This is a genomic window from Algibacter sp. R77976, from assembly GCF_044594645.1.
GTDB lineage: Bacteria > Bacteroidota > Bacteroidia > Flavobacteriales > Flavobacteriaceae > Algibacter_B.
Window position 1 is genome coordinate 34,475 of sequence record NZ_CP138989.1, and the last position, 23,118, is coordinate 57,592.

At 31.6% G+C, this 23,118-nt stretch carries 21 protein-coding genes and 1 tRNA gene; 11 read left to right on the forward strand and 11 right to left on the reverse strand.

Features of this window, described 5'->3' with window-relative positions; genetic code table 11:
* Positions 1–2 precede the first annotated feature (2 nt).
* From SJY43_RS00155 to SJY43_RS00175, 5 genes are all read left to right on the forward strand, one after another.
* Positions 3–644, forward strand: a complete 642-nt coding sequence (locus tag SJY43_RS00155) for a hypothetical protein (RefSeq protein WP_396601837.1) — start codon at positions 3–5, stop codon at positions 642–644.
* A 213-nt stretch (positions 645–857) separates the two neighbouring features.
* On the forward strand, positions 858–2,132 hold the full coding sequence (gene kynU, locus SJY43_RS00160; RefSeq protein ID WP_396601838.1) for a kynureninase: 1,275 nt from the start codon (positions 858–860) through the stop codon (positions 2,130–2,132).
* 45 nt (positions 2,133–2,177) lie between these two features.
* Complete coding sequence (locus SJY43_RS00165; protein WP_396601839.1) at positions 2,178–3,617, forward strand: FAD-dependent oxidoreductase; 1,440 nt, start codon at positions 2,178–2,180, stop codon at positions 3,615–3,617.
* Positions 3,618–3,770: 153 nt separating this feature from the next.
* On the forward strand, positions 3,771–4,304 hold the full coding sequence (locus SJY43_RS00170; protein WP_396603428.1) for a 3-hydroxyanthranilate 3,4-dioxygenase: 534 nt from the start codon (positions 3,771–3,773) through the stop codon (positions 4,302–4,304).
* Between the two features lie 39 nt (positions 4,305–4,343).
* Positions 4,344–5,426: an amidohydrolase family protein gene (locus SJY43_RS00175; protein WP_396601840.1), complete on the forward strand. Its 1,083-nt coding sequence runs from the start codon at positions 4,344–4,346 to the stop codon at positions 5,424–5,426.
* A 65-nt stretch (positions 5,427–5,491) separates the two neighbouring features.
* Here SJY43_RS00175 and SJY43_RS00180 read toward each other — a convergent pair whose 3' ends face one another.
* Positions 5,492–8,359 carry a M16 family metallopeptidase gene (locus tag SJY43_RS00180; protein ID WP_396601841.1) on the reverse strand — a complete coding sequence of 956 codons (2,868 nt, stop codon included), beginning with the start codon at positions 8,357–8,359 and terminating at the stop codon, positions 5,492–5,494.
* 217 nt (positions 8,360–8,576) lie between these two features.
* On the opposite strand from SJY43_RS00180, the gene SJY43_RS00185 reads away from it, so the two are divergent.
* Positions 8,577–9,221: an O-methyltransferase gene (locus SJY43_RS00185; RefSeq protein WP_396601842.1), complete on the forward strand. Its 645-nt coding sequence runs from the start codon at positions 8,577–8,579 to the stop codon at positions 9,219–9,221.
* Positions 9,222–9,236: 15 nt separating this feature from the next.
* Here the strand turns inward: SJY43_RS00185 and SJY43_RS00190 are convergent, their stop codons facing one another.
* The 7 genes from SJY43_RS00190 to SJY43_RS00220 all read right to left on the reverse strand — a co-directional run bounded on the left by SJY43_RS00190 (position 9,237) and on the right by SJY43_RS00220 (position 17,481).
* Positions 9,237–11,498, reverse strand: a complete 2,262-nt coding sequence (locus tag SJY43_RS00190; protein WP_396601843.1) for a response regulator — start codon at positions 11,496–11,498, stop codon at positions 9,237–9,239.
* A 155-nt stretch (positions 11,499–11,653) separates the two neighbouring features.
* Positions 11,654–11,941 (reverse strand): twin-arginine translocase TatA/TatE family subunit, encoded by a 288-nt coding sequence (locus SJY43_RS00195; RefSeq protein ID WP_396601844.1) that lies wholly within the window; start codon positions 11,939–11,941, stop codon positions 11,654–11,656.
* Between the two features lie 111 nt (positions 11,942–12,052).
* Positions 12,053–14,311, reverse strand: coding sequence for a M1 family metallopeptidase (locus SJY43_RS00200; protein ID WP_396601845.1), 2,259 nt, complete (start codon positions 14,309–14,311; stop codon positions 12,053–12,055).
* Positions 14,312–14,420: 109 nt separating this feature from the next.
* A complete protein-coding gene (locus SJY43_RS00205; RefSeq protein WP_396601846.1) occupies positions 14,421–14,924 on the reverse strand; it encodes a DUF6702 family protein in 504 nt (167 codons plus the stop codon).
* Between the two features lie 61 nt (positions 14,925–14,985).
* Positions 14,986–15,786, reverse strand: a complete 801-nt coding sequence (locus SJY43_RS00210) for a hypothetical protein (RefSeq protein WP_396601847.1) — start codon at positions 15,784–15,786, stop codon at positions 14,986–14,988.
* Positions 15,773–16,585 carry a carboxypeptidase-like regulatory domain-containing protein gene (locus SJY43_RS00215; RefSeq protein ID WP_396601848.1) on the reverse strand — a complete coding sequence of 271 codons (813 nt, stop codon included), beginning with the start codon at positions 16,583–16,585 and terminating at the stop codon, positions 15,773–15,775. The genes SJY43_RS00210 and SJY43_RS00215 overlap by 14 nt, the downstream gene beginning before the upstream one ends.
* A 92-nt stretch (positions 16,586–16,677) precedes the next feature.
* Positions 16,678–17,481, reverse strand: coding sequence for a carboxypeptidase-like regulatory domain-containing protein (locus tag SJY43_RS00220; RefSeq protein WP_396601849.1), 804 nt, complete (start codon positions 17,479–17,481; stop codon positions 16,678–16,680).
* 106 nt (positions 17,482–17,587) lie between these two features.
* Here SJY43_RS00220 and pepE point away from each other — a divergent pair, with 106 nt between their 5' ends.
* On the forward strand, positions 17,588–18,295 hold the full coding sequence (gene pepE / locus SJY43_RS00225) for a dipeptidase PepE (RefSeq protein ID WP_396601850.1): 708 nt from the start codon (positions 17,588–17,590) through the stop codon (positions 18,293–18,295).
* A 186-nt stretch (positions 18,296–18,481) separates the two neighbouring features.
* On the opposite strand, the gene SJY43_RS00230 is transcribed toward pepE, so the two are convergent.
* Positions 18,482–18,554: transfer RNA gene (locus SJY43_RS00230), tRNA-Gly, on the reverse strand.
* Between the two features lie 49 nt (positions 18,555–18,603).
* Positions 18,604–19,029, reverse strand: coding sequence for a GNAT family N-acetyltransferase (locus SJY43_RS00235; protein WP_396601851.1), 426 nt, complete (start codon positions 19,027–19,029; stop codon positions 18,604–18,606).
* Positions 19,030–19,235: 206 nt separating this feature from the next.
* Here SJY43_RS00235 and SJY43_RS00240 point away from each other — a divergent pair, with 206 nt between their 5' ends.
* Both SJY43_RS00240 and SJY43_RS00245 read left to right on the forward strand, forming a co-directional pair.
* The gene (locus tag SJY43_RS00240; RefSeq protein ID WP_396603429.1) at positions 19,236–19,562 is read left to right on the forward strand and encodes a GNAT family N-acetyltransferase; all 327 of its coding nucleotides are present in this window, start codon (positions 19,236–19,238) and stop codon (positions 19,560–19,562) included.
* Positions 19,563–19,640: 78 nt separating this feature from the next.
* Entirely contained in the window at positions 19,641–20,408 is a 768-nt protein-coding gene (locus SJY43_RS00245; RefSeq protein ID WP_396601852.1) for a M48 family metalloprotease, read from the forward strand.
* 74 nt (positions 20,409–20,482) lie between these two features.
* Here SJY43_RS00245 and SJY43_RS00250 read toward each other — a convergent pair whose 3' ends face one another.
* Entirely contained in the window at positions 20,483–20,887 is a 405-nt protein-coding gene (locus tag SJY43_RS00250; protein ID WP_396601853.1) for an ankyrin repeat domain-containing protein, read from the reverse strand.
* Between the two features lie 253 nt (positions 20,888–21,140).
* Here SJY43_RS00250 and gpmI point away from each other — a divergent pair, with 253 nt between their 5' ends.
* Both gpmI and SJY43_RS00260 read left to right on the forward strand, forming a co-directional pair.
* A complete protein-coding gene (gene gpmI, locus SJY43_RS00255) occupies positions 21,141–22,655 on the forward strand; it encodes a 2,3-bisphosphoglycerate-independent phosphoglycerate mutase (RefSeq protein WP_396601854.1) in 1,515 nt (504 codons plus the stop codon).
* Positions 22,656–22,708: 53 nt separating this feature from the next.
* Positions 22,709–23,113 (forward strand): BT0820 family HAD-type phosphatase, encoded by a 405-nt coding sequence (locus tag SJY43_RS00260; RefSeq protein ID WP_396601855.1) that lies wholly within the window; start codon positions 22,709–22,711, stop codon positions 23,111–23,113.
* The last annotated feature ends 5 nt before the right edge of the window (positions 23,114–23,118 follow it).

A 23,118-nucleotide genomic window follows, 5' to 3' on the forward strand; every position in this document is an offset into this window, starting at 1 on the left:
TTATGAAAAATTTACTATTAGTCCTTAGCTTAGTTAGTCTTTGCTTTTCTTGTAAACAAAAAATAGAAAAAGCAACACCTACAGCGGAAATTAGTGTAGCAAAAAAAATAGCAAATGCCCATGGATTTAAAAGCTGGAAAAACGTTTCGGAAGTGTCTTTTACATTTTTTGAAAAAAGAAGTTGGGTTTGGAAACCTAAAACGCAAGATGTAACGCTAATTACCAAACAAGACACGATACATTATAATAGAAAAACTATTGATAGCTCTTCTATTAAAACAGACAGAGCATTTATTAACGACAAGTTTTGGCTGCTCATACCTTTTCAATTAATTTGGGATGAAGGCACAACTATTTCTGAGGCCACAAAAGCAATAGCACCAATAAGTAAAACACAACTAAATAAAATTACCCTTACTTATACTAATGAAGGTGGCTACACACCAGGTGATGCCTATGATATCTATTTTGATAAAAATTATTTGATTAAAGAATGGGCCTTTAGAAAAGGTAATAAACCAAAAGCAGGACTAATAAATACTTTTGAAAACTACCAAGAATTTAGCGGCATTAAAATAGCTTTAGACCATAAAAAGGCAGAAGGTGACTGGAATTTAAATTTTACTGATATAAAAATTAAATAAAATTAATAATTATTTGGTTTTTTGTGTAAGTAAAACATCTTAACTACGACGAAAGGCGTATATAAAGTATATTTTTCCGCGTAATGCGCCTATATATATTAAAGCGCTTCAATCAATGGTTGAAGCGCTTTTCCTTTTAATTCAAATTAATTTTGCTGTTCATTTCTAACTTTATAATTCTTATTTTTGTTAGAAACCTAAAACGAAAACACTTTGTCCGATTACAAATTAGGTCTTGAATACGCTTTACTACAAGACAAAAATGACGAATTAAAAACGTACCGAAATCAGTTTCATATTCCTAAAAACAAACAAGGAAGTGATTGGATTTACATGACCGGAAATTCCCTTGGCTTACAACCCAAAGAAACTAAAAGTTATGTAAATCAAGAACTGGAAGATTGGAAAAACTTAGGTGTAGAAGGACATTTTGAAGCTAAAAACCCTTGGTTACGGTATCATGAGTTTTTAACCGAAAGTATGGCTAAAGTTGTAGGTGCAAAACCTATTGAGGTTATTGTCATGAATACGCTTACGGCTAACCTTCATTTTATGATGGTTTCATTTTATAAACCAACAAAAACACGTTACAAAATACTTATTGAAAGTGATGCGTTTCCATCTGATAAATATGCTGTAGAATCGCAACTTCGCCATCATGGTTATGATGATAAAGACGGCTTAATACTTTGGAAACCTAGAAAAGGAGAAGAACTTTTAAACTACGAAGATTTGGAAACCATTCTAGAAGAACAAGGCGATGAGATTGCCCTTATTATGATTGGTGGTGTTAATTATTACACCGGTCAGTTTTTTGATTTAAAACGCATTACAAATTTAGGACATAAACATGGCTGCAATGTTGGTTTTGATTGTGCTCATGGTGCTGGAAATGTGCCATTAAACCTCCATGATTCTGGAGCAGATTTTGCCGTTTGGTGTACGTACAAATATTTAAACTCGGGCCCAGGCAGTTTAGGAGGTTGTTTTGTGCATGAGCGTCATGCAAACAGAAAAGATTTAAACCGTTTTACAGGATGGTGGAGCCATAATAAACAGACACGTTTTAAAATGCGTGACGAGTTCGACCAAATGCCGGGAGCCGAAGGCTGGCAATTAAGTAACCCGCCTATTTTATCTATGGCTGCAATTAAAGCCTCGTTAGATATGTTTCATGAAGTTGGTATGGAGAAACTCATTGCTAAGTCTAGAAAACTAACCGGATATTTCGAGTTCTTGCTAAAACAATTGGGAGAAGACACTATAAAAATTATAACACCAAGTAATCTAAAAGAACGCGGTTGTCAATTATCAATACAAGTAAAAAATGCTGATAAGGCATTACATAATAAATTAACCGAAGCTGGAATTATTAGTGATTGGAGAGAACCAGATGTTATTCGCTGTGCACCTGTTCCGCTTTACAATTCTTTTGAAGAGGTGTTTAGATTGGTTGAAAAATTGAAAAAAATATTAGCCTCTCCCTAACCCTCTCCATAAGAGAGGGAACTGAGACGGATTAAAACAAAATAAATGAAAAAACAGACCAAAAAAGTCCTCTCCTTTGGAGAGGATTTAGGAGAGGCTCAAAACATATTAATTATAGGCGCAGGGTTATGCGGTTCGCTTTTAGCTTTACGCTTAGGGCAAAGAGGCTATAATGTTTCGGTTTACGAAAAGCGTCCAGATTTACGCAAAGTAGATATCTCCGCTGGTCGATCTATAAACTTAGCCTTCTCAAATCGCGGCAATAAAGCCATGAAATTGGTTGGTTTAGAAGATAAAGTTAAAGCACTTTGCATACCTATGCACGGACGCATGATTCATGATAAACATGGTAATACGTTTCAATCTAATTACAGCGGTAGAGACCATGAATTCATCAATTCGATATCTCGTGGCGATTTAAACGCTTTGCTTCTAGATGAAGCTGAAAAACACGAAAATGTTAGTATACACTTTAATAAAAAATGTAAATCTGTAGATTTTGAAAACACTACGGCGCTTTTTAAAGATTACCATACAAAAGCTGAGTTTATTGAAGATGCCGATGTTATAATTGCTACTGATGGTGCAGGTTCGGCTATGAGAAAAAGCTATTACTTAGGTAAGAAGTTTTTATTCAGTTTTTCGCAAGCTTACCTAACACATGGTTATAAAGAACTGAGTATTTTACCTAAACCTAATGGCGATTATAAAACGCATAAAAATACGCTTCATATTTGGCCTCGCGGTAGTTATATGCTTATAGCCTTACCAAATTTAGATGGCAGTTTTACAGTAACACTTTTTTTAAGTTATGATGAAGGCAAATACAACTTTAATAACTTAACAACCGAAACACGCGTTCTAGAATTTTTTACCGAAGAATTCCCAGATGCATTAGCTATAATGCCTAATCTCGTTAAAGATTTTTTCGAAAACCCTACAGCAAATTTAGGTACTATAAAATGTTCGCCTTGGCATTACAAAGGTAATACGGTTTTAATGGGTGATGCAGCACATGCCATTGTTCCGTTTTATGGCCAAGGAATGAATGCTTCTTTTGAAGATGTTGTTGAATTTGATAAAGTTTTAGACCAAGAATTAAATGATTGGGAAGCGACTTTCAAAACTTATGAAAATACAAGAAAAAAAGATACAGACGCTATTGCAAATTTAGCTATTGATAACTTTCATGAAATGAAAGGCCATGTAAACCAAGTGGTTTTTAAGCAAAAGCGTAAATTAGAAATGGCTTTAGAAAAGGAATTTCCAAATGACTATTCATCAAAATACTCATTAGTTACTTTTAATGAAAATATAGGTTATAGAGAAGCTATGTTAAGAGGACGCGCTCAAGATAAAGCTATTTTGAATATGCTTACTAATGGTGAGATAGATGTAAACGGAAACTTAAAAGCCATTTTAGAAAAAGTAAAACAAGAAACCGAAGCTATTTTAGAAAACGATAGAATTCCTGGGTTACAATAAAAAAGCCTTCTAAAAAAACAGACTTAATGGCTAGATAAATTAGTGTAATCATTAGATGTTTTTTATCTTTAAACTATAATTATACATTTAAAACCAACTCAATTTCCCGATTTGAGTTTCTCGATAAAATCGGGATTAAGAGGGACTTATACCATGAGTAACCTAACATCACCTTTAAATTTTAAAGCTTGGATTGAAGAAAATAGACACCTTTTAAAACCACCAGTTGGCAATAAAGTTGTTTGGAAAGATGCTGATTTTATTGTGATGGTTGTTGGTGGCCCGAACAATAGAAAAGATTATCATTATAACGAAACTCCCGAATTTTTCTATCAAGTTGAAGGCGATATTGTTTTAAAAATCATTGATAAAGGGACGCCAAAAGATGTGCATATTAAGGAAGGTGATATTTATTTATTACCGCCTAAAGTGCCGCATTCTCCAAAACGTGGCGCAAATACTGTTGGGTTAGTTATAGAATATAAACGCCCTGAAGGTGTCCGTGATGCATTACTTTGGTTTTGCGAAAACTGTGTAACTAAATTGTATGAAGAAGATTTTACATTAGATAATATTGAAACGGATATGCCAAAAATATTTGATAAATATTATAACGATAAGGACAAGCGAAGCTGCCCAAATTGTGGGGAAGTGATGCAACCACCAAAAAAAGTACAAATAGATTAAATATAACTTTAAAGATTCCTGACCTCTCAGGATTAAAAAATGAAACGTAAACTTAGAATTAACGGTCATTCACACTTATTACCTTACCCAGAAGAAATACCTGAATTTATGCGTGAAAAAGGTATTTTTTGGGTGGATAAAGACCGGAAATTCATGCTTCAAAAAGGTTGGAAGCGTCCTGTAACCGACTCTAGCTTTTTCTTAGATGAAAAATTAGAATGGATGGAACGCAACAAGCTGGACCATGCTGTTGTTTTAAATTTATCGCAATTATATGGTAATGGTTTACGCGTTGAGGAGATGAAAAAAGCCTTGCGTTTTCAAAATGATTTTAACGCTAAAATTCAGCGTGACAACCCTAGTAAATTTACCTGTGGCTTTGTTGTGCATCCTGCTTTTATAAGAAGCGCTTGTTGGGAAATTGAGCGTTGTGTTGAAACGCTTGGCATGCAATTACTTTGTTTGCCTACACATTATATGGATACTATTGGCACTTGGCGTTGTATTTTTGATGAAGAGAATGAACCTATTTTTGAATTGGCAGACAAATACAACCTAGCAGTTGAAATCCACCCATATGATGGCGAAAAATTTATCAAATTAGAAAACACTTCTTGGCGTTTTCATTTAATATGGATGTTGGCGCAATGTGGTGATGCCTATCATTTTTTAACATTGAACGGTTATCAAGACAAATTCCCGAATATGCGAACTTGTTTTGCGCATGGCGGGCAGTTAGCACAAATTAATTTAGGACGTCGTATTCAAGGTTTTGATGGCAGACCAGATTTATTTGAAGGCAAACACCACCCAAGAAAAGCCGTAGGGCATAAAAACATATTTTTTGACACCTTAGTACATGATACAGGTGGTTTAGAATTACTAATTAGAAATCATGGTTCTAAACAAGTTATTATGGGACTTGATGACCCTTATCCTTTAGGTGAAATGGAAAGTGAACCTCAATCTTCTTATCCAGGAAAGTTATTAGATTTAGCAATTGAACGCAATATTATCAACGAACAAGAATATGACGCCATCTGGGAAGATAATGTAATTCAGTGGTTGTGCGGCGATGATGATTTGGCTAAACAAAAGTTTATTAGTAGGGTTTTAAGCTGAAAAACACAAAGCCCTTTCTTAATAGTTAAAAAAGGACTTTATGAGTAATGGTTTATGTTATTATTTTAAATTTTATTCTCTGACGCTTCCTTTAATTCTGGCAAGAGTTTAGCCACTAGACTTGGTGTCCCAACATATTTTTTTGCAATTTTATTTATATACTTTGGAGTTATTTCAGATAGCTTCTCTTCGTAATCACTTAAATCTTTAAAAGGCTGATTCCAGTATATTTTATTATACATATGACCAAGCCAGAATCTATTTGTTTCTAAAGCTTTTTTTCTATTTAAAACCCAATTCTTTTTAACACCGGCTACTTCTTTTTTTGTTGGCCCTTCTTTTAAAAATTCGTTTAATACTTTTAAGCTTTCTTGTTCTAATACCTGTATGTTATCTGGGGAGCAAGTAAAGGTTATAGACGCTGAGTATTTAGAGTATGGTCTTCTAACATGCCTAATACTTGCCCTTACAGAATACACTCCTCCTTTTTCTTCTCTAATTTTATCTCGTAATCTGGTTTTAAATATCTGACCAAACATTTTTAGGGCATCGCTTTCCTTTTTAACATGTTTTGCCTCTGTTTCAAATTTAATTAATAATGTAGCCTTTTCTTCCAAACCTTTTCTAACCTCAACACGCTCACCGGAAAGTATATTTTTATAGGTAGACAATTTAGATGTCTCTCTTTCATCAGTACTTGGTAATGACGCGATATATGTTTCGGAAAATGTTTTTAGTAAATCTTCATCAAAATCACCAACAAAGAAAAAACTGAAATCGCCAGCATTTTCAAAACGCTCTGTATATGCTTTATATAAAGAAGTATAAGGCACTGAATCTAACAAATGTACTACCTTATCATTGTCGTTCATATTTACATATCTGGGGTTTCCTTCTTGAGTTATTTTACTTATCGCGCTTGAAAAAATAACACTAGGACTTAAAACTCTATTTTTAGAAGATTCTTTAATTTTATCTACATAAGTTGAATATGTTTTTTCGTTTTTATTAAGACTCGTAAAATTCAAATAAATTAATTTGAACATAGTTTCTAAATCTTTAGCTCTTGACAATCCTTTTAAAGTTTCATCATAAGTAGAAACCGACGAACCAACTTTCACCTTTTTTCCTGCAAGAAATTTAGACAACTCATGACTTTTAAAACCGCCAATTCCTGCAACTTTTACAATAGACATTAACTGCCCTACGCTTTTAATTTCCTCATCAGACATTAATGAGTTACCTCCATGGCTAAAAGCTTTAAACGATACTTTCTCTTTATCAAAATCTGTTTTTTTATAGTAAACTCTAGCACCATTACTTAATGTTAATTTTTTAATACCGTATAATTCTGTTTCTTCTGAAACTACACTGCCTTTAGGTGCTAAATTTTTTATTAATCGTTTACTTAATTCTTTTGGAATATACTTAGTAATTGTGCTATCAACCTCAGCTTCTTTAATTGTTTCCAATAATTCATTTTCAGTTGGTAAAACCAAATTCTCTTTTTCAGGAGCGGTAAGTATCAATACCCGATTATCTTCGTGGTAATGGGTGTCAAACATTTTTTTAACTTCATTTAAACCAATTTGAGGAATAACCGTTTTGTAAAAATTATAGCGCCAATCTTTAGAATATAATACCCAATCGTTTTTAAACTCTTGTTCTAAAAGACTTAGATATCTTTTAGAATACCAATCGTCTTTACCTTCTAAAAAAGTTTCGTTACTAGCAAGCATATCTTTTTTTATCTGGTTTAATTCTTTTTCTGTAAAGCCAAAACGCTTCACGCGTTCAAGCTCTAAAACCATATGTTTTAATGTGTTTTTTACGCCTGCCTCACTAGAAGACGCACCTATAGAAAATTTACGGTGGTATTTACTTAAAGTACCTCCTATTCGAACACCTGCGCCAATAAAAGGAGGCGCATCACTATTAGACACTTCTACCAATCTTCTATTAATCATAGAAATCATCATACCTCTTACAATATTCTCTTTTTGATGTTTTGCTAATATTTGTTTATGTTTTACTGGACTAATATTTATAAAATCCAACCCTAAAGACGTCATTGTTTTTTCTGGATCGGTAATAATTTTAATACGTGTTTCTTTGTGGTATGGCACACTATCATATACAAATAATGGCTTTTCGTTTTCAGGATTTGTTAATTTTGAAAAATGCTTTTTTATTTTTTGTTCTGCGGAAGAAGCCTTAATATCACCTGCAACAATAACTCCCATTAAGTTTGGGCGATACCAATCTTTATAAAACCGACGCATATCATCTGTTTTAAAATTTTTAATATTCTCTAATTTCACATCAGAAAAGTATTTTAATTGAGGCATCCCTTTATAAATAAACTCTGCGCTTTCTTTACCAACACGATTGCCGCTTCCTAAACGTGCTCTAAATTCTTCTAAAACTACAGGTCGTTCGTCATTAATAGCTTTGTCTTCCAATAACATATTATGCGCCCAATCTTCAATAATTTGAAAGGCTTTGTCAACCTTTTTTAAATCTTTACTTGGTATTTGCAATTTATAAACCGTTTCTTCAAAACCGGTATGCGCGTTTAAATCTGCGCCAAAAGTCATCCCTATACTTTCTAAATACTTAACAAGTTTGTCTTTTTTGAAATTTTTAGTACCGTTAAACCCCATATGTTCTAACAAATGCGCCAACCCTTGTTGAGTTTCGTCTTCTTGAAGATGACCCACTTTTACAACTAAACGGATGTTTACAACATCTTTTGGCCTGTTGTTTTCTTTGATGTAATATTTAAGTCCGTTTGATAATTCACCTCTAATAGCCGAAGTATCTTTTGGAATTTCATTTTCTAAATTAAAACTTAGGTTTTCAGTTTGAAGGTTTTCTTGAGATAATACTAGTGATGTGATAAATAAAAATAGAATTAAGAATGGTTGTTTCATGAAAGATTTTATTGATTTTTATAATACGCTTTTAGGTGTCTACAAGTTAGTATTATTTTTGTAATAAAAGTTACACACCAATCCAGTTTTTATTTTTTTCTATATAACTTCTACTAGTTATTATTTGCGTTAGCTGATTAATTGAATAATTCAGGTTTTAAATGCAGAAAAAGCCATAATTTTGATATTGAAGTCCAATTGATTAAAAACAGAAAGCATGCATTTTATACCTGACGACTTAGACAATTATGTAGTATCTCATTCTGAGAATGAGCCAGAGTTACTACAGGAATTAAACAGAGAAACCTACCAAAAAATTTTACAACCTAGAATGTTGAGTGGGCATTACCAAGGTCGTGTTTTAAGTATGATTTCAAAACTTGTTAATCCTAAAAACATTTTAGAAATTGGCACGTATACCGGCTATTCTGCTTTGTGTTTAATTGAAGGTATGAAAACTGATGGTGAGTTACATACTATTGATATTAATGAAGAATTAGTTGATTTTCAGCGTAAATACTTTAACAAATCTGGATTTGGAAGTCAAATTCATCAACATTTAGGGAATGCTTTAGAAATTATTCCAAAACTAAACACCACTTTTGATTTAGTGTTTATTGATGCAGATAAGGGTAATTATCCAAATTATTTTGATGTGATTATTGACAAGTTAAACCCAGGTGGCATCATACTTTCTGATAATGTTTTATGGAGTGGTAAAATTTTAGACAAAACATTTAAAAAGGACGACACTTCTACACCTGCTTTAATTGCATATAATGCACTTTTAAAAAATGACACACGCGTTGAAAGTGTTCTTTTACCAATTAGAGACGGTTTAACAATTAGCAGGAAAATTTAATTTATTCTACCTTAATTACGACGCTAATACCAGTTTAACATTCTTTTCTTTTTTCGAGTTTTGAATGTTTTCGCTAATAACTTGGAAAAACTCATAATTATCAAAAGGCTTAATAATTATATCGCTATAGCCTATTCGTTTACATTTTTCTCCAATTTCATCAATATCAGCAGCTGTTAAAGCAATTATAGGCAATCTATTATTAAATTTTCTTATGGCAATGGTGGCATCATTACCATTCATAACTGGCATATTAATGTCCATTAAAACTAAATCGTATTCATTGTTCTTAACTTCATCAAGAGCCTCTTGACCATTTTGCACAATGGTGCATAAAAAACCATGTTTTTTTAATAAATTTTTGGTAACCACTTGATTAATTTTATTGTCTTCGGCAACCAAAATTTTATATTTTTCTTGAGATTTTTCAACCTTCTTTTCTTCAGTTTCAAAATCTGATATAACTTTAGGTTTCTCATTATCTAATTCAAAATCTATTTCAAAACTAATTGTTGTCCCTATACCTACTTGACTTTCAAGTTTAATTTCACTTTTAAACAGCGCTATTAATTTTTTAGTAATTGATAGCCCTAATCCTGTTCCTTGATAGTTTACATTGCTATCTTCTAGTTGAGCGAAATTATCAAAAATCATATCGAATTTTTCTTTTGCTATACCAATGCCGTTGTCTTGAATTTCAAAACCTAAACCAACATTATTGGTATCTAAACTTAGCAATCTTACTCTTAAATTAATAACCCCATTTGAGGTAAATTTAACACTATTACCAATTAAATTTATTAAAATTTGAGATAGCCTTACTTTATCACATTTAATGTGTTCTGGCACATAATTATCTATTGAAATTTCAATTTTATTATTCGTTTCAACAAGTCTATAGTCAAATGAATTAACTATTTCCCCTAACATATCCTTTAAATTAACAGATACATTTTTTAATTCAACTTTTTTAGCTTCCATTTTACCGACTTGAAGAATGTCGTTAATTAAATTTAAAAGATAATCTCCAGAATATTTTAAAGATTTTAAGTGTTTTTTATCTCTATTATTCAAACTATTATTTTCAAGTAACATTGATGTTATGCCAACTACACCATAAAGTGGTGTTCTTAATTCGTGAGTTACATTAGAAATAAATTTACTTTTCAATTCTGATGTTTTTAAAGCCTCGTTTTTAGCTTCTTCTAATTCATTATTTTTTAATTCTAGAGCTCTATTTAATTTTCTTTTTGAGATATAACCGATATAAATAACTAGTATTGATGCAATTAACAGTAATAAGGTTATAAAAATTATAGTGTTAATTCTTTTGAATTTATTCGCAATTTCTAATTGCTGAAGTCTTGCTGCATTTGCAACTTCTGCCTCATTTTTATAATCTTCAATTAGGAATTTTGATTTGGTGATTAAATCTTGCCTATTTTTTTCTTCATTTTGAAGTTTACTTTTATAACTATTCTGTTCAAGTAAAGTAATATAAGCTTCAGTACTTTTACCTGATTTTGCTAAAGAAATAGACAATTGCATGTATACATCACTCAATAAAGCTAAATCTTTTTCTTCATCATTTTTTTCTAATAAATTAATAGCCGCTCTAAATTTAGTATTTGCTCTATTATAATGCTCATTACGTAAAGAGTAGATAGCATAAACATATTTAAAATAGCCTTCTAAATTTGAGTTTATAGGGTTAGTTTTTAAATATTGATCTAATTTTAAAAGGTTTATTAAAGCTTCATCTAAATTATTATTTTCAATATATAGTTCACTCAAATTAAGTCTTGCTTCAAAAAAAACATTTTGAATTTTTTCCTTTGCAGAATCACTCCCATTTTTGTTTGCAGCGTATTGAAGCACTTTATCAAAATATTGGACACTTTTATTGTAGTCCTTTTGCTCTCTATATATTTTTGCTAAATTTAAATAAGAGCTAGAAATTAAGAAGTCATCATTTATAGTACTTAACCCATCTATAGTTAGTTGATAGTATGCTTTTGCAGATTCATAATTCTCCATTAAGTAATAAATATTACCTAAATTAAAATTTGCAGTTGCACTTCCATAATGGTCTTGAATAGAATCTGACAAAGCCTTGGCACTAATAAACTCTTTAAAAGATTTTACTATTTCGTCATTTTTATAAAACTTTAATGCGGATGAGTTTATATTATCAATTTCCTTGATAATTTCACGATCTTCTTTCCCGAAAGTGATTAAAGAATAGAATAGAAAACATAATAGTAGGTTCGTTTTCATAATTTTAAATTTTGATTTGAGGAGGGGACTCAAATATTGATTTGGGGAGGGATTCCAAAGGTATTTTTTTACCTTAAATCAAAATTAAAAACTCGTTAAAACGACACAAGTATTTGATTAATAGATGAAATGCAAGTCGATGAATAGTTGAACGGCTAAAATTTACGTTTTACTGAACCTGTAACCTCTTCTATATTATCTTTTACTTTATCAAGCTCCTTTTTAACATCGGAAGTAATACTTGTATCTATACCGTTTTTTTCGGCAGTTTTGGTGATTTCGTGCTTGATATCATTTGTAGCGTCTTTAAGCGTGCGCATACCTTTACCTAAGCCACGAGCAATTTCTGGGAGTTTATCTGCCCCAAAAACCATAATGGCAATAAATAGTATAAATGCTATTTCTCCGCCACTAATAAATAAGAATGTTGCTTGTTGTATCACAATACAAATATAGTGAGTTGTTTTTATTATATCATTTACCAATTAAAATTATTGAAATAAAAAAGCCGATTTTTAAAACCGGCTTTTTTATTAATGCATAATTATGGTTTTTTAACCTTTTACTTTTTGTTTAAATTTATCGAAACTACTGGCTTCCTCTTTCTTTGGCCAAGCATTATTTGATGTATCTACATCTGCAGTTTCTAAATCTGGATCAACAGTTATGCCTGTTATAACTTTGTCTGTTCTAAATACTTTGCTTACTTCCTTTTCATTATACCTCCATATTTGAGCAGGAAATGTTTTTCTCTCCTTAGAACCATCTTCATAAGCAATTTCAATAATTATAGGCATTACTAATCCTCCTGGTTTTTCGAAAGTTACTTCGTAAAAATATTTAGGTGCCTCTTTTAAACGTGCTTTTTCAGCTTCTGGTAAACTTTCAACATAATTGGTTAAGAATTTAAAATCGGAAATACTTTTTGCATCCTTAGGCATTTCTCCATCTACAGCTTCAGTATAATAAACTAATTTATCTTTGAATTCTGCTAAATCCATATTATACTTTCTTGCTGTCTCTTTTGCTGCTTCTGAAGGTTGATCTGTTAAATAATATTGCTTAACGCCTTTAACACCTATATCTGTATAGTCTGTTGTATAAAACCATCCTCTCCAGAACCAATCTAAATCCATGGCTGAAGCATCTTCCATTGTTCTAAAGAAATCGGCTGGTGTTGGGTGTTTAAACATCCAACGTTGCGAATATGTTCTAAACGCATAATCGAATAGTTCTGGCCCCATAATGGTCTGTCTTAACATATATAGTCCAGCCGCTGGTTTTGTATATGCATTTGGTCCAAACTTATGTACATAGTCTCCATGAGACATTATTGGTGAAATGAAGCTTTGATCGCCGCCCATGTAAGGTACAATATCTTTTGGCAAATTTCCTGTAATGAAATTTGGGTCGTAATCTAACTCTGCTAATGTTTCAACAAAAGAATTTAAACCTTCATCCATCCATGTCCATTGACGCTCATCACTATTTACAATCATTGGGAAAAAATTATGACCAACTTCATGCGTAATAACGCCAATCATTCCTCTTTTTAATCGTTCAGAATATGTTCCATCCGGTTGAGGACGACCATAATTAAAACAAATCATAGGGTATTCCATTCCCATTTGTGCATGCACAGAAATGGCTTTATTATAAGGATAATCGAAAGTTAGTTTTGAGTATTCCTCTAGCGTATTAGCAACAACTCTTGTAGAATGTTCTTCCCATAAAGGGTTACCTTCTTTTGAATATAATGAAATTGCCATTACAGACCTTCCATTAATATCTACCGCCATAGCATCGTAAAGAAACTTTCTTGATGTCGCAAAAGCATAATCTCTAACGTTTTTAGCCTTAAAATGCCATGTTTTTAATTTTGTACTTCTTTGCTTTTCTGCAGCTTCAGCTTCATCTTGAGTAATTACAAAAACAGGATTATCAAAAGTTTTAGTTGCTTTTTCATAACGCTTCATTTGTTCTTTAGTGAAACATTCTTTCCTGTTTTGCAAAACGCCCGTTGCCTCTAGCATATGATCTTCTGGCACAGTAATTTTAACTTCAAAATCACCAAACTCTAAAGCAAACTCACTTCTACCCCAGAATTGCATATTTTGCCATCCTTCAACATTATCATACACACAAAGTCTTGGATAAAACTGTGCTATTACATAGGTGTTATTCCCATCAGGGAAAGCCTCATAACCAGATCTTCCTCCATCTTCAATATGGTTATTAACATTGTACCACCATTTTATTTGAAACTTGAAAGTTTCACCTGGAGCTAGTGGTTTAGCTAAATTTATTCGCATCATGGTTTGATTTATCATATATGGTAAATCTGAACCATCATCGTTTTTAACGTATTCTATATTAAAACCACCATCAAAACGCTTTTTTAAGTTAGCCTTAGCAAAAGATTTTGGTCCATTAAAAACAGCATCAAAACGCTCTGTATTAATGTCTGGCGTTTTAGAATCTCTAGCACGCATATTCTGGTCTAACTGAACCCATAAATACTCTAAATAATCTTTAGAATTATTGTGATATGTTATTTTTTCATCACCAAAAATTTGACTTTTATTTTCGTCTAACCTAATATTCATATTATAATCAACCTGTTGTTGAGTATAAGCATGACCAGGAGCACCTGAGGCCGTTCTTGTTTCATTTGGTGTTGCCAAAACGTCTTTCATTTGTCTGAACTTGTTTTGATCGGTATGGCCTTGTGGTTTTTCTTTGCTTTGCTCTTGAGCAAAAACTCCAGAAAAAAGGAATACAAATGACAAGAAAAGGTACGCGTGTTTTTTCATAGTTGTTTTTTAGTTTATTAGAAAAAAATGTGTGTTTTTCAATTTTCTTTAGAAGATTGTTACAAAATATGGCTAAAAGTACTAAATTACGTATTCATTACACATTGTTTTAATCAAATTTTAACAAAGCATTAAGATTATTGGAGGTTAGAATGACACTCTTATTTTTAGAATAAATTTTTGTTTTTATAATATTTTGTTGATCCTTTTGTAAATCGAATAAAACACTATTAGAAATATAAAAAGTCTTTATATTTTTCACATTTTGAACTTCTAAATAACACTTTACTATATCACCTTCATATTCTTTACCTATAAAATTGAATATAACATCCTTATTATTAACCTTTAACTTGATATTCTCTTGTAAATACCTATCCATATAAGTATTAATTATTCCTGCTTCATTTTCTTCAGCAAGAACAATAGTTTCATCATAATTTGATTTTAAAGCACTTTCAAAATCATCAATAAAAATTCTTGAAATTAGTTGAATTGATTCTTTTTCCTCCACATAATTTACATGAGTAACGCTTATATAATATTTATGTAATGATGTAAATGCAAAAAGCGGAATAACAATGGCTATTATTAAAAACTTAATACCTTTCATGAAAATAATTTAAGATGACTAAAATACTTCTTTTACTTTTCAAAAAGCATTCCAAAATTTATTATTTTTTACTTGAATTATTATTAACCATGTATTGCCTGTACTTCATTCTTAAAAAAATTAAGATTTTAAAATCTGTATGATTTTTACAGCTTCTAATAAAATTAATATCGTCTGCACAAAAATAAAAGAAGTCCATTTTTAATGTTTCATCTAAAGGGTTCGAAATAAAAAAATCTTTCGACAACCTCCCCTTTATACTTTGCATCAAGCTTTCTTTTTCTTCAAGTTTAACTCTTTCTTTTAACATTTTAGTTCTTCCGCTAAGTCCATTTATTATTGGATCTAGAGAAGCACCTCCTAAAACTATACCTAATAACATTTTTGGTTTAAACTCTCCAGCTTGCGCAAGTCTTCTTTCGCTTTGAGTAGCCGGTTTTCCAGTATAACCTGGTATACCAACATCATAAAAATCAATAGGTGCATTACCATCTATATTTTTAATATCTGCCATTAAGTCGCCAGATAATACTTTACCAATAACAACCTCATCTAATTCGTTAATTTGCTCATCCAATATCACAAAAACGGCTTCGTTTGCAATAATCTGTTTTGAAACAATCACTTCTTTAAGTTTATGCTGTATGGAAGAAAACGTTAAGGTATCATTAAGTTTGACAGGAATACTAAAATGTCCTTTTGCATCTGTTATTGTAAAAAATTGAGCTGTTTTATTGATAACATGAATATTCTCAATATTGGTTTTGCTTTCAATACGTCCCAATAGCTCAATTGATTGTGAAAAAACATGTTGAGATCCAATCAAAATAAACACAACTAAAAGTTTCTTAATGTTCAACATGCTGGTGTATTAAAAATTGCTGACTTTGCTTTACTAAAAACTCAATAAGTTGTATCTCATTTTCTGGCTTTAAAAGCTCTAAGCTTATTCCATTATTTTCTACAAAAGCTAAAAAAAGCTGTATTTTATCTTCTGGAATTTCAAATTGTTCTTGAATATATTCTAAGCTAAAAACACTTAATAAATCTTTTGGTTTTTCGTATTTATGGCCTACAAACACTTCTTTTGTAAGACTTATATCTTTTTTTGACTTTGTAAAAAAACCAATAATTTTTATTAAATCTGGCATGAATTTACGAGCACCAGGTTCTGTTATAGATGTAAAATGATCAGATATAACAGCATTATCAAATGCCTTATCATCATTATACTCGAAATCCACATTCATATTACCCATTTCAAGCATTATAGGTTTTATGTTTTTAACAAGAGATACATCTGCAGCCATATTTCCTGATAAACCAGATGAAAGCGTTACAGCATCTAATTTATTTACCTCTTCTACAAGCTGTATTTTTAATTGTTTAGATTCAATTATATTTAAATCAATTAAAACGGTAACTGCTTGAAATTGCAATGCCGAAATTTCAATGACATCATTCAAGCCTACATTTAAAGTAAACTCACCTTTTTCATCAGTAATTGTACCTCTATTTGATGATTTATTAAAAACCGTAACCGCTTCAACATCATTACTGTTTGACAAAAGAACACCACTTACCTCTACCCTATTAATAGATTGACCATAAACAGGGAACGATGCGACAACAAAAAGTGTAACAAGTAATATTCTACTCAAATTATTTAAATTAGAGCATAAAGAACGTATTTCAAATCTTAAAGAAAATGTAAATAGCTTCTAATGTTTTGTTAAAAGCTTTAAGCGCGCAGCTAGTTGTTATTTGAATTCAAGAATTCAACACTTTTAGCATTAAGAAGTTCAAGAAACTCCATTTCCTTGCCATAGTTAAGTAAAGAGAAATCAAAATCACCGCTTTCAACAAACCTAATAAACTCTTCAACACGATGTTCTGGAATTTTAAAATTGTCAACAAGAAATTCCGAACCAAAATAATATTTAATAGCATCAATAGGAACCTCTGGCACAGTAGCACCCTTATTATCCGCAGCCTTAGATCTAAATAAAGGCAATAATAATTGGTCTACAACATTAACAATATTTAGCCCATTAACCATTTGCAAGTGCTGTCTATCAACAGTAACGTTATTAACTTCTGTTTTGTAATCTTTTTCAAAATTGTATTCCTTACTATTTCTAACACCAAAATATAAGGCATCTAATTGTGGTTTAAAAGGCGTTGTATCTTCTAAATCTGTATTTAAATTTCCAGAAAGTCCTTTAGATAAAATTATTACATCATCTAATTTATTAATCTCTTCAATTAAAAAGAGCTTCATTTTTTTAGATTTTATAATAGCATCATTAACCTTAAAACTTATATTTTGATATTGTAGCGCACTCACTTCAATATTATCATTTAAAGTCACTTTTAATACAAACTCACCATTATCATCAGTAATTGTACCCAAATTAGACGATGTATTGAATACGGTAATACCAGAAATATCGCTACCTTCTACTATAATTTTTCCCGAAACTTCAATTCTATTGTTGTGCTGTGCAACACCATTAAGAGCGCTTAAAAAAGCTAAAAAGAGTATGAATTTTTTCATGGTTTTTTTATTTATTAAATTACCACTTTAATTTCTTTATTTAAAATAAAAACTATCAATTTTTTTAATGCTAACTATTAATTAGTTTTATACTAACTTAAATTATATGAGAAAAATAATTATTGCCAGCACATCTACCATTTACGGTAGCGGCTATTTAGAGTATATATTACAAGACTTAAAGGCTTTTTTTAAAAATGTAGACACCATAATTTTTATCCCTTACGCCAGACCTAGCGGTATTTCTCATAACGACTACACTAAAATTGCAAAACAAGCATTTACTAAAATCGACAAAAATTTAAAAGGCATTCATGAGTTTAAAAACCCCATTGAAGCTCTAAAAACAGCCGAAGCCATATTTGTAGGTGGCGGCAATACGTTTGTATTAGCAAATCAATTACACAAAAACAATTTAATAGATACGCTAAAGCAAGTTGTAAATAATGGCACACCATATTTAGGCACTAGCGCTGGCAGTAATATTTGCGGCTTAACCATTAAAACTACAAACGATATGCCCATTGTATACCCGCCAAATTTCAATGCGCTTGGTTTGGTGCCTTTTAACATAAATCCGCATTATTTAGACCCAAATCCAAATAGTAAGCATAAAGGAGAAACTAGAGAAACACGTATAAAAGAATTCCATCACTACAATACCCAACCCGTAATTGGCTTAAGAGAAGGTAGTTGGTTGCATGTTAACAATAATTCTATCATTTTAAAAGGTGAGCTTACAGCAAGAATATTCGAATACAACAAAACACCTTACGAGGTAGAATCTGGAACAGCATTAAATCAGTTAAAATAAAATAATTTGGGCGTGCCCCTAAAAAGGGTCAGGCTATTCGTTACAAGTCCTCGCACCTCCTACGTCGGGCTGTGGGCTATCCACTACTATCCCTCACGCAAGCAAACCAGCCAAGACCACTTCTAAACAACTAACAAAAAACCAATACGCATAAAAAAAAGCTTCATATTTCTATGAAGCTTTTAGAGCGAGAGACCAGGTTCGAACTGGCGACATTCAGCTTGGAAGGCTGACGCTCTACCAACTGAGCTACTCTCGCCTTTATTCCGCTGCAAATATATAAACAGTTTCTATTTAAACAAGAAAAATTATAGCTTTTTTAAAAAATGAAACCCCAATATTTTAAACCCTTCATTAAAATAAAATTTATGTGATTGATAATTACTTACATACGTATTTAACTCTACAGCCTCGAAGCCTTTTTCTTTAACATATTTATAAATCCATTCAAAAAAAAGAGCACCTAAACCCTGCCCTCTATATGCTTCATCTATAACAACATGGTCTGGCTCAACACTTCTGCCAGAATAATGTCGGGTACAGTACCACAATCCACAAACTCCAATTATTTTATTACCATCATAAATAACGGCACACTCATAGTTTTGGTTTATCATTTCAGAAAAACGCTCTTTCAAAAGGCTAGCAGGAACTTTAAATTCATTCAATTTTTCAACTAAAGGTACGACCTCATTAATATGTTCTTTTTTTAAGATTTTGAATTCAAAAGGCATAAAATTATTTTTTAAGTGAAGGTAATAATTCTTCAAAATATTTTTAAGTTTGATAAACAAAAATAACACCCAAAATTATTACAACTTCAAACTACACAATAAAGCAAATAACTCCAGAAGAAACCCACCAAGTAAGGCACCCTGTTTTAAGAACAGCAAAACCTATTGAGACTTGTGTTTTTAGTGGAGACAACCTTGAAGATACTATTCACTTAGGCTTATTTATAGACAATACCCTAATTGGCATATGCTCCTTTTTAAAAAACAGCACTCCAAATATTAGTGATAAACACCAATATCAATTAAGAGGTATGGCTGTTTTAAAAGCTTTTCAAGGTAAAGGTTTAGGCAAACTTCTTTTGGTACAAGGTGAAAAACTACTTAGCGAAAAAAACACTAGAATAATTTGGTGCAATGCTAGAGAAGTAGCTGTTAATTTTTATAAAAAAAGTGGTTATCAAATTATTGGAGAACCATTTAATATAACAGATATTGGCCTACATTACACGATGTACAAAACTGTATTAAAATAACCGTGACGCTATTTAAAAATATGTGTCATAATAACTATTAACTAATTTTTTGTAATTTTAGTTTCAATTATTTTTAAAATGAGAGGAAGAAATCTAAAAGTCCGTTTACTTATTGGTGTAGCCATAGCATTATTCTTTGTATTCAAAAGATGCAGCCAAAGAGAAGAAAACCCGTATACTGGAAGAATGCAAACTATTTCAATGACACCTGATAAAGAGATTGCAATAGGTCTAGATAGTAGAGCTCAAATGGCGCAACAACATGGCGGCTTACATCCAAACAAACAATACCAAGCCTTAGTAGATAATGTTGGAAACAAACTTGTAAACAATAGTATTGCTAGACAAACACCCTATAAATACGAATTCCACTTACTAGCAGACCCAAACACCATTAATGCTTTTGCATTACCTGGAGGTCAAATATTTATTACCCAAGCACTTTTTGCTAAATTAGAAAACGAAGACCAATTAGCTGGTGTTTTAGGGCATGAAATAGGACACGTACTAGGAAGACATAGTGCAGAACGTATTGCCGAAAGCGAATATTGGCAAGGGCTAGCAACAGCAGGTTCTGTTGGTGCCGACATGGGCGGATTAGTAGGAGGCATTGGCCAACAAAAACTATTAACTAATGGAAGAGACGACGAATTAGAAAGTGATGAGTTAGGTGTTAAATTTATGATTAAAGCAGGATATAACCCAGAAGAAATGATTGGTGTTATGGAAATTTTAAAAGCTGCTGCAGGACCAAATCGTGTTCCAGAATTTCAAAGTACACACCCAGACCCCGAGAATAGAATTGAAAAAATTGAAGAAGCTATCGATAAATACAAAAATCTATAAAACACAAAAAAGCCTCGTAAAACGAGGCTTTTTTTTATGAGTGACTAACTCAAAATAATTATTAATTCTTATAATTATTTTCTCTTTTTAGCTTTTGCATCCGCTATCGCCTTTACTATTATAGTTTCGGCATCTTTTGCCCCATGTAGTTGTGCATATTTTAAAGCTGTCATTTTCTTATCAGACTTGGCTTTTAAATTAGCCCCGTGAACAATTAAAAGCTCTAAAATATCAGTTCTGTTAAACTTCGCGGCATACATTACTGGAGTCATGCCATTAGATTTTGCGTTTACATCTGCACCTCTACTAATTAGTTTCTGAACAGTTTCCAAATCGCCTTTAGCAATAGATACACAAAACGAATTCACTTTAAAAAAAGCTTCAACTTTGTTATTAACAGATTGATTTACTGGTGTTGCATTTACAGATACAATTGAAAAGCATAATGCGATTGCGGAAATAATGATTGTTTTTTTCATGATGAAAGATTTTAATTTGATTTATTGATTTATGTTTTTTGATATACTATAAAGACGACATCAAAACCATTCTGTTACACAAATTATTTTTTATAACATATTTTTAACATTTATTTCGCATAGTATTAACGAAATCGTTTTCTTTATTCAGCAATACACAAATCCCTAAAAAATAAGGCTTTTCAAAGGTTTTTTTAGTCTCACTTATAAGGAACTTTCTTATCTTTGTATAGTTTTAAAAATTTTTATAAAAATGAACAAAAAAGTTATTTTAATGATTCTAGACGGTTGGGGAAACTCTCCAGACCCAAAAGTTTCAGCAATCGATCATGCCAATACACCATTTATAGATTCTTTATATAAAAAATACCCTTTTGCTACATTACGCACAGACGGTTTACATGTTGGATTACCAGAGGGCCAAATGGGAAATAGTGAAGTTGGACACATGAATTTAGGAGCTGGTAGAATTGTTTATCAAGATTTAGCTAAAATTAATTTAGCTATTGAAAAAGATACATTAAAAGACGAAAAAGTTTTAGTTGATGCCTTAAAATATGCATCAGATAATAATAAGAACGTTCATTTTTTAGGCTTATTAAGTAACGGAGGTGTTCATGCACATACCAGCCACTTAAAAGGTTTTATTGATGCTGCAAATAAAGCAGGAGTAAATTCTTTTGTTCATGCGTTTACAGATGGTAGAGATGTAGATCCTAAATCTGGCAAAGGCTATGTTGAAGATTTAGAGAATTATATTGAAGGTACAAATACAAAAATAGCATCTATTACTGGGCGTTATTATGCTATGGATAGAGATAATCGTTGGGAACGTGTTCAGTTAGCTTATAATGCTATTGTAAACGGAGCTGGTACGAAAACAACAGATCCTAAATTGGTAATTCAAGCTAATTATGATAATGATGTTACTGATGAGTTTATCAAACCATTAATTATTACAGATAACAATAATGAACCTGTTGCTACAGTTCAAAAAGATGATGTCGTTATCTTTTTCAATTTCAGAACAGATAGAGGACGTGAATTAACAGAAATGTTAAATCAAAAAGATTTCCCAGAATACAATACTAAAAAAGTAAACTTATACTATGTAACCATTACTAATTATAGTGATGCTTTTAAAGGTATAAAAGTCATTTTTAATAAAGATAATATAGAAGAAACATTAGGCGAGGTTTTATCTAAAGCTGGTAAAAAGCAAATTAGAATTGCCGAAACAGAAAAATACCCACACGTAACATTTTTCTTTTCTGGCGGACAAGAAGAACCTTTTGTAGGAGAATCTCGTATTCTTAAAAATTCACCAAAAGTGGCTACTTACGATTTAAAACCAGAAATGAGTGCTTACGAATTAAAAGATGCTCTTGTACCAGAACTTGAAAAAGGCGATGCTGATTTTGTTTGCTTAAATTTCGCAAATGGCGATATGGTTGGTCATACTGGTGTTATGGAAGCTGCGATTAAAGCTTGTGAAGCTGTTGATACTTGCGTTAAAGATGTTGTAACAACTGGTTTAGACAATGGTTACACAACACTTCTTATTGCAGATCATGGGAACTGTGAAACCATGATAAACCCAGATGGATCACCTAATACAGCACATACTACAAACCCAGTACCAGTTATTTTAATTGATAATGATCTTAAAGAAATTAAAGATGGTGTGTTAGGCGATATGGCACCAACAATATTAAAACTTATGAATGTTGAGCAACCTGCCGCAATGACGCAACATCCTTTAGTTTAATCCATTAACAAGAAAAAGTGTAACTTTATACGGTTAATAAAGCCCTAGATTAAATGAATTTTAACGATACACTTATTATTGCTGTGGATTTTGATGGCACTATAGTCGAAGATGCGTACCCGAGAGTTGGTAAGCCTATGTTATTTGCTTTTGAAACTTTAAAAAAGTTACAAGATGATGGGCATCGTCTTATTTTATGGACCTATAGATGTGGAGACAAGTTGGACGATGCTGTTAAATTTTGTGCAGATAATGGCATTAGTTTTTATGCTATAAATAAAAGTTTCGAAGAAGAAGAGTACACCAATGATATAAGCAGAAAGATAAATGCCGATTTATTTATAGATGACAGAAACATTGGTGGTTTCCCTGGCTGGGGAGAAGTATATCAAATGCTAACAAATTCTACACCTCCAATTCCTGAAAAGAAAAAAGGTTTTTTCGGCCTATTTAAATAACATGT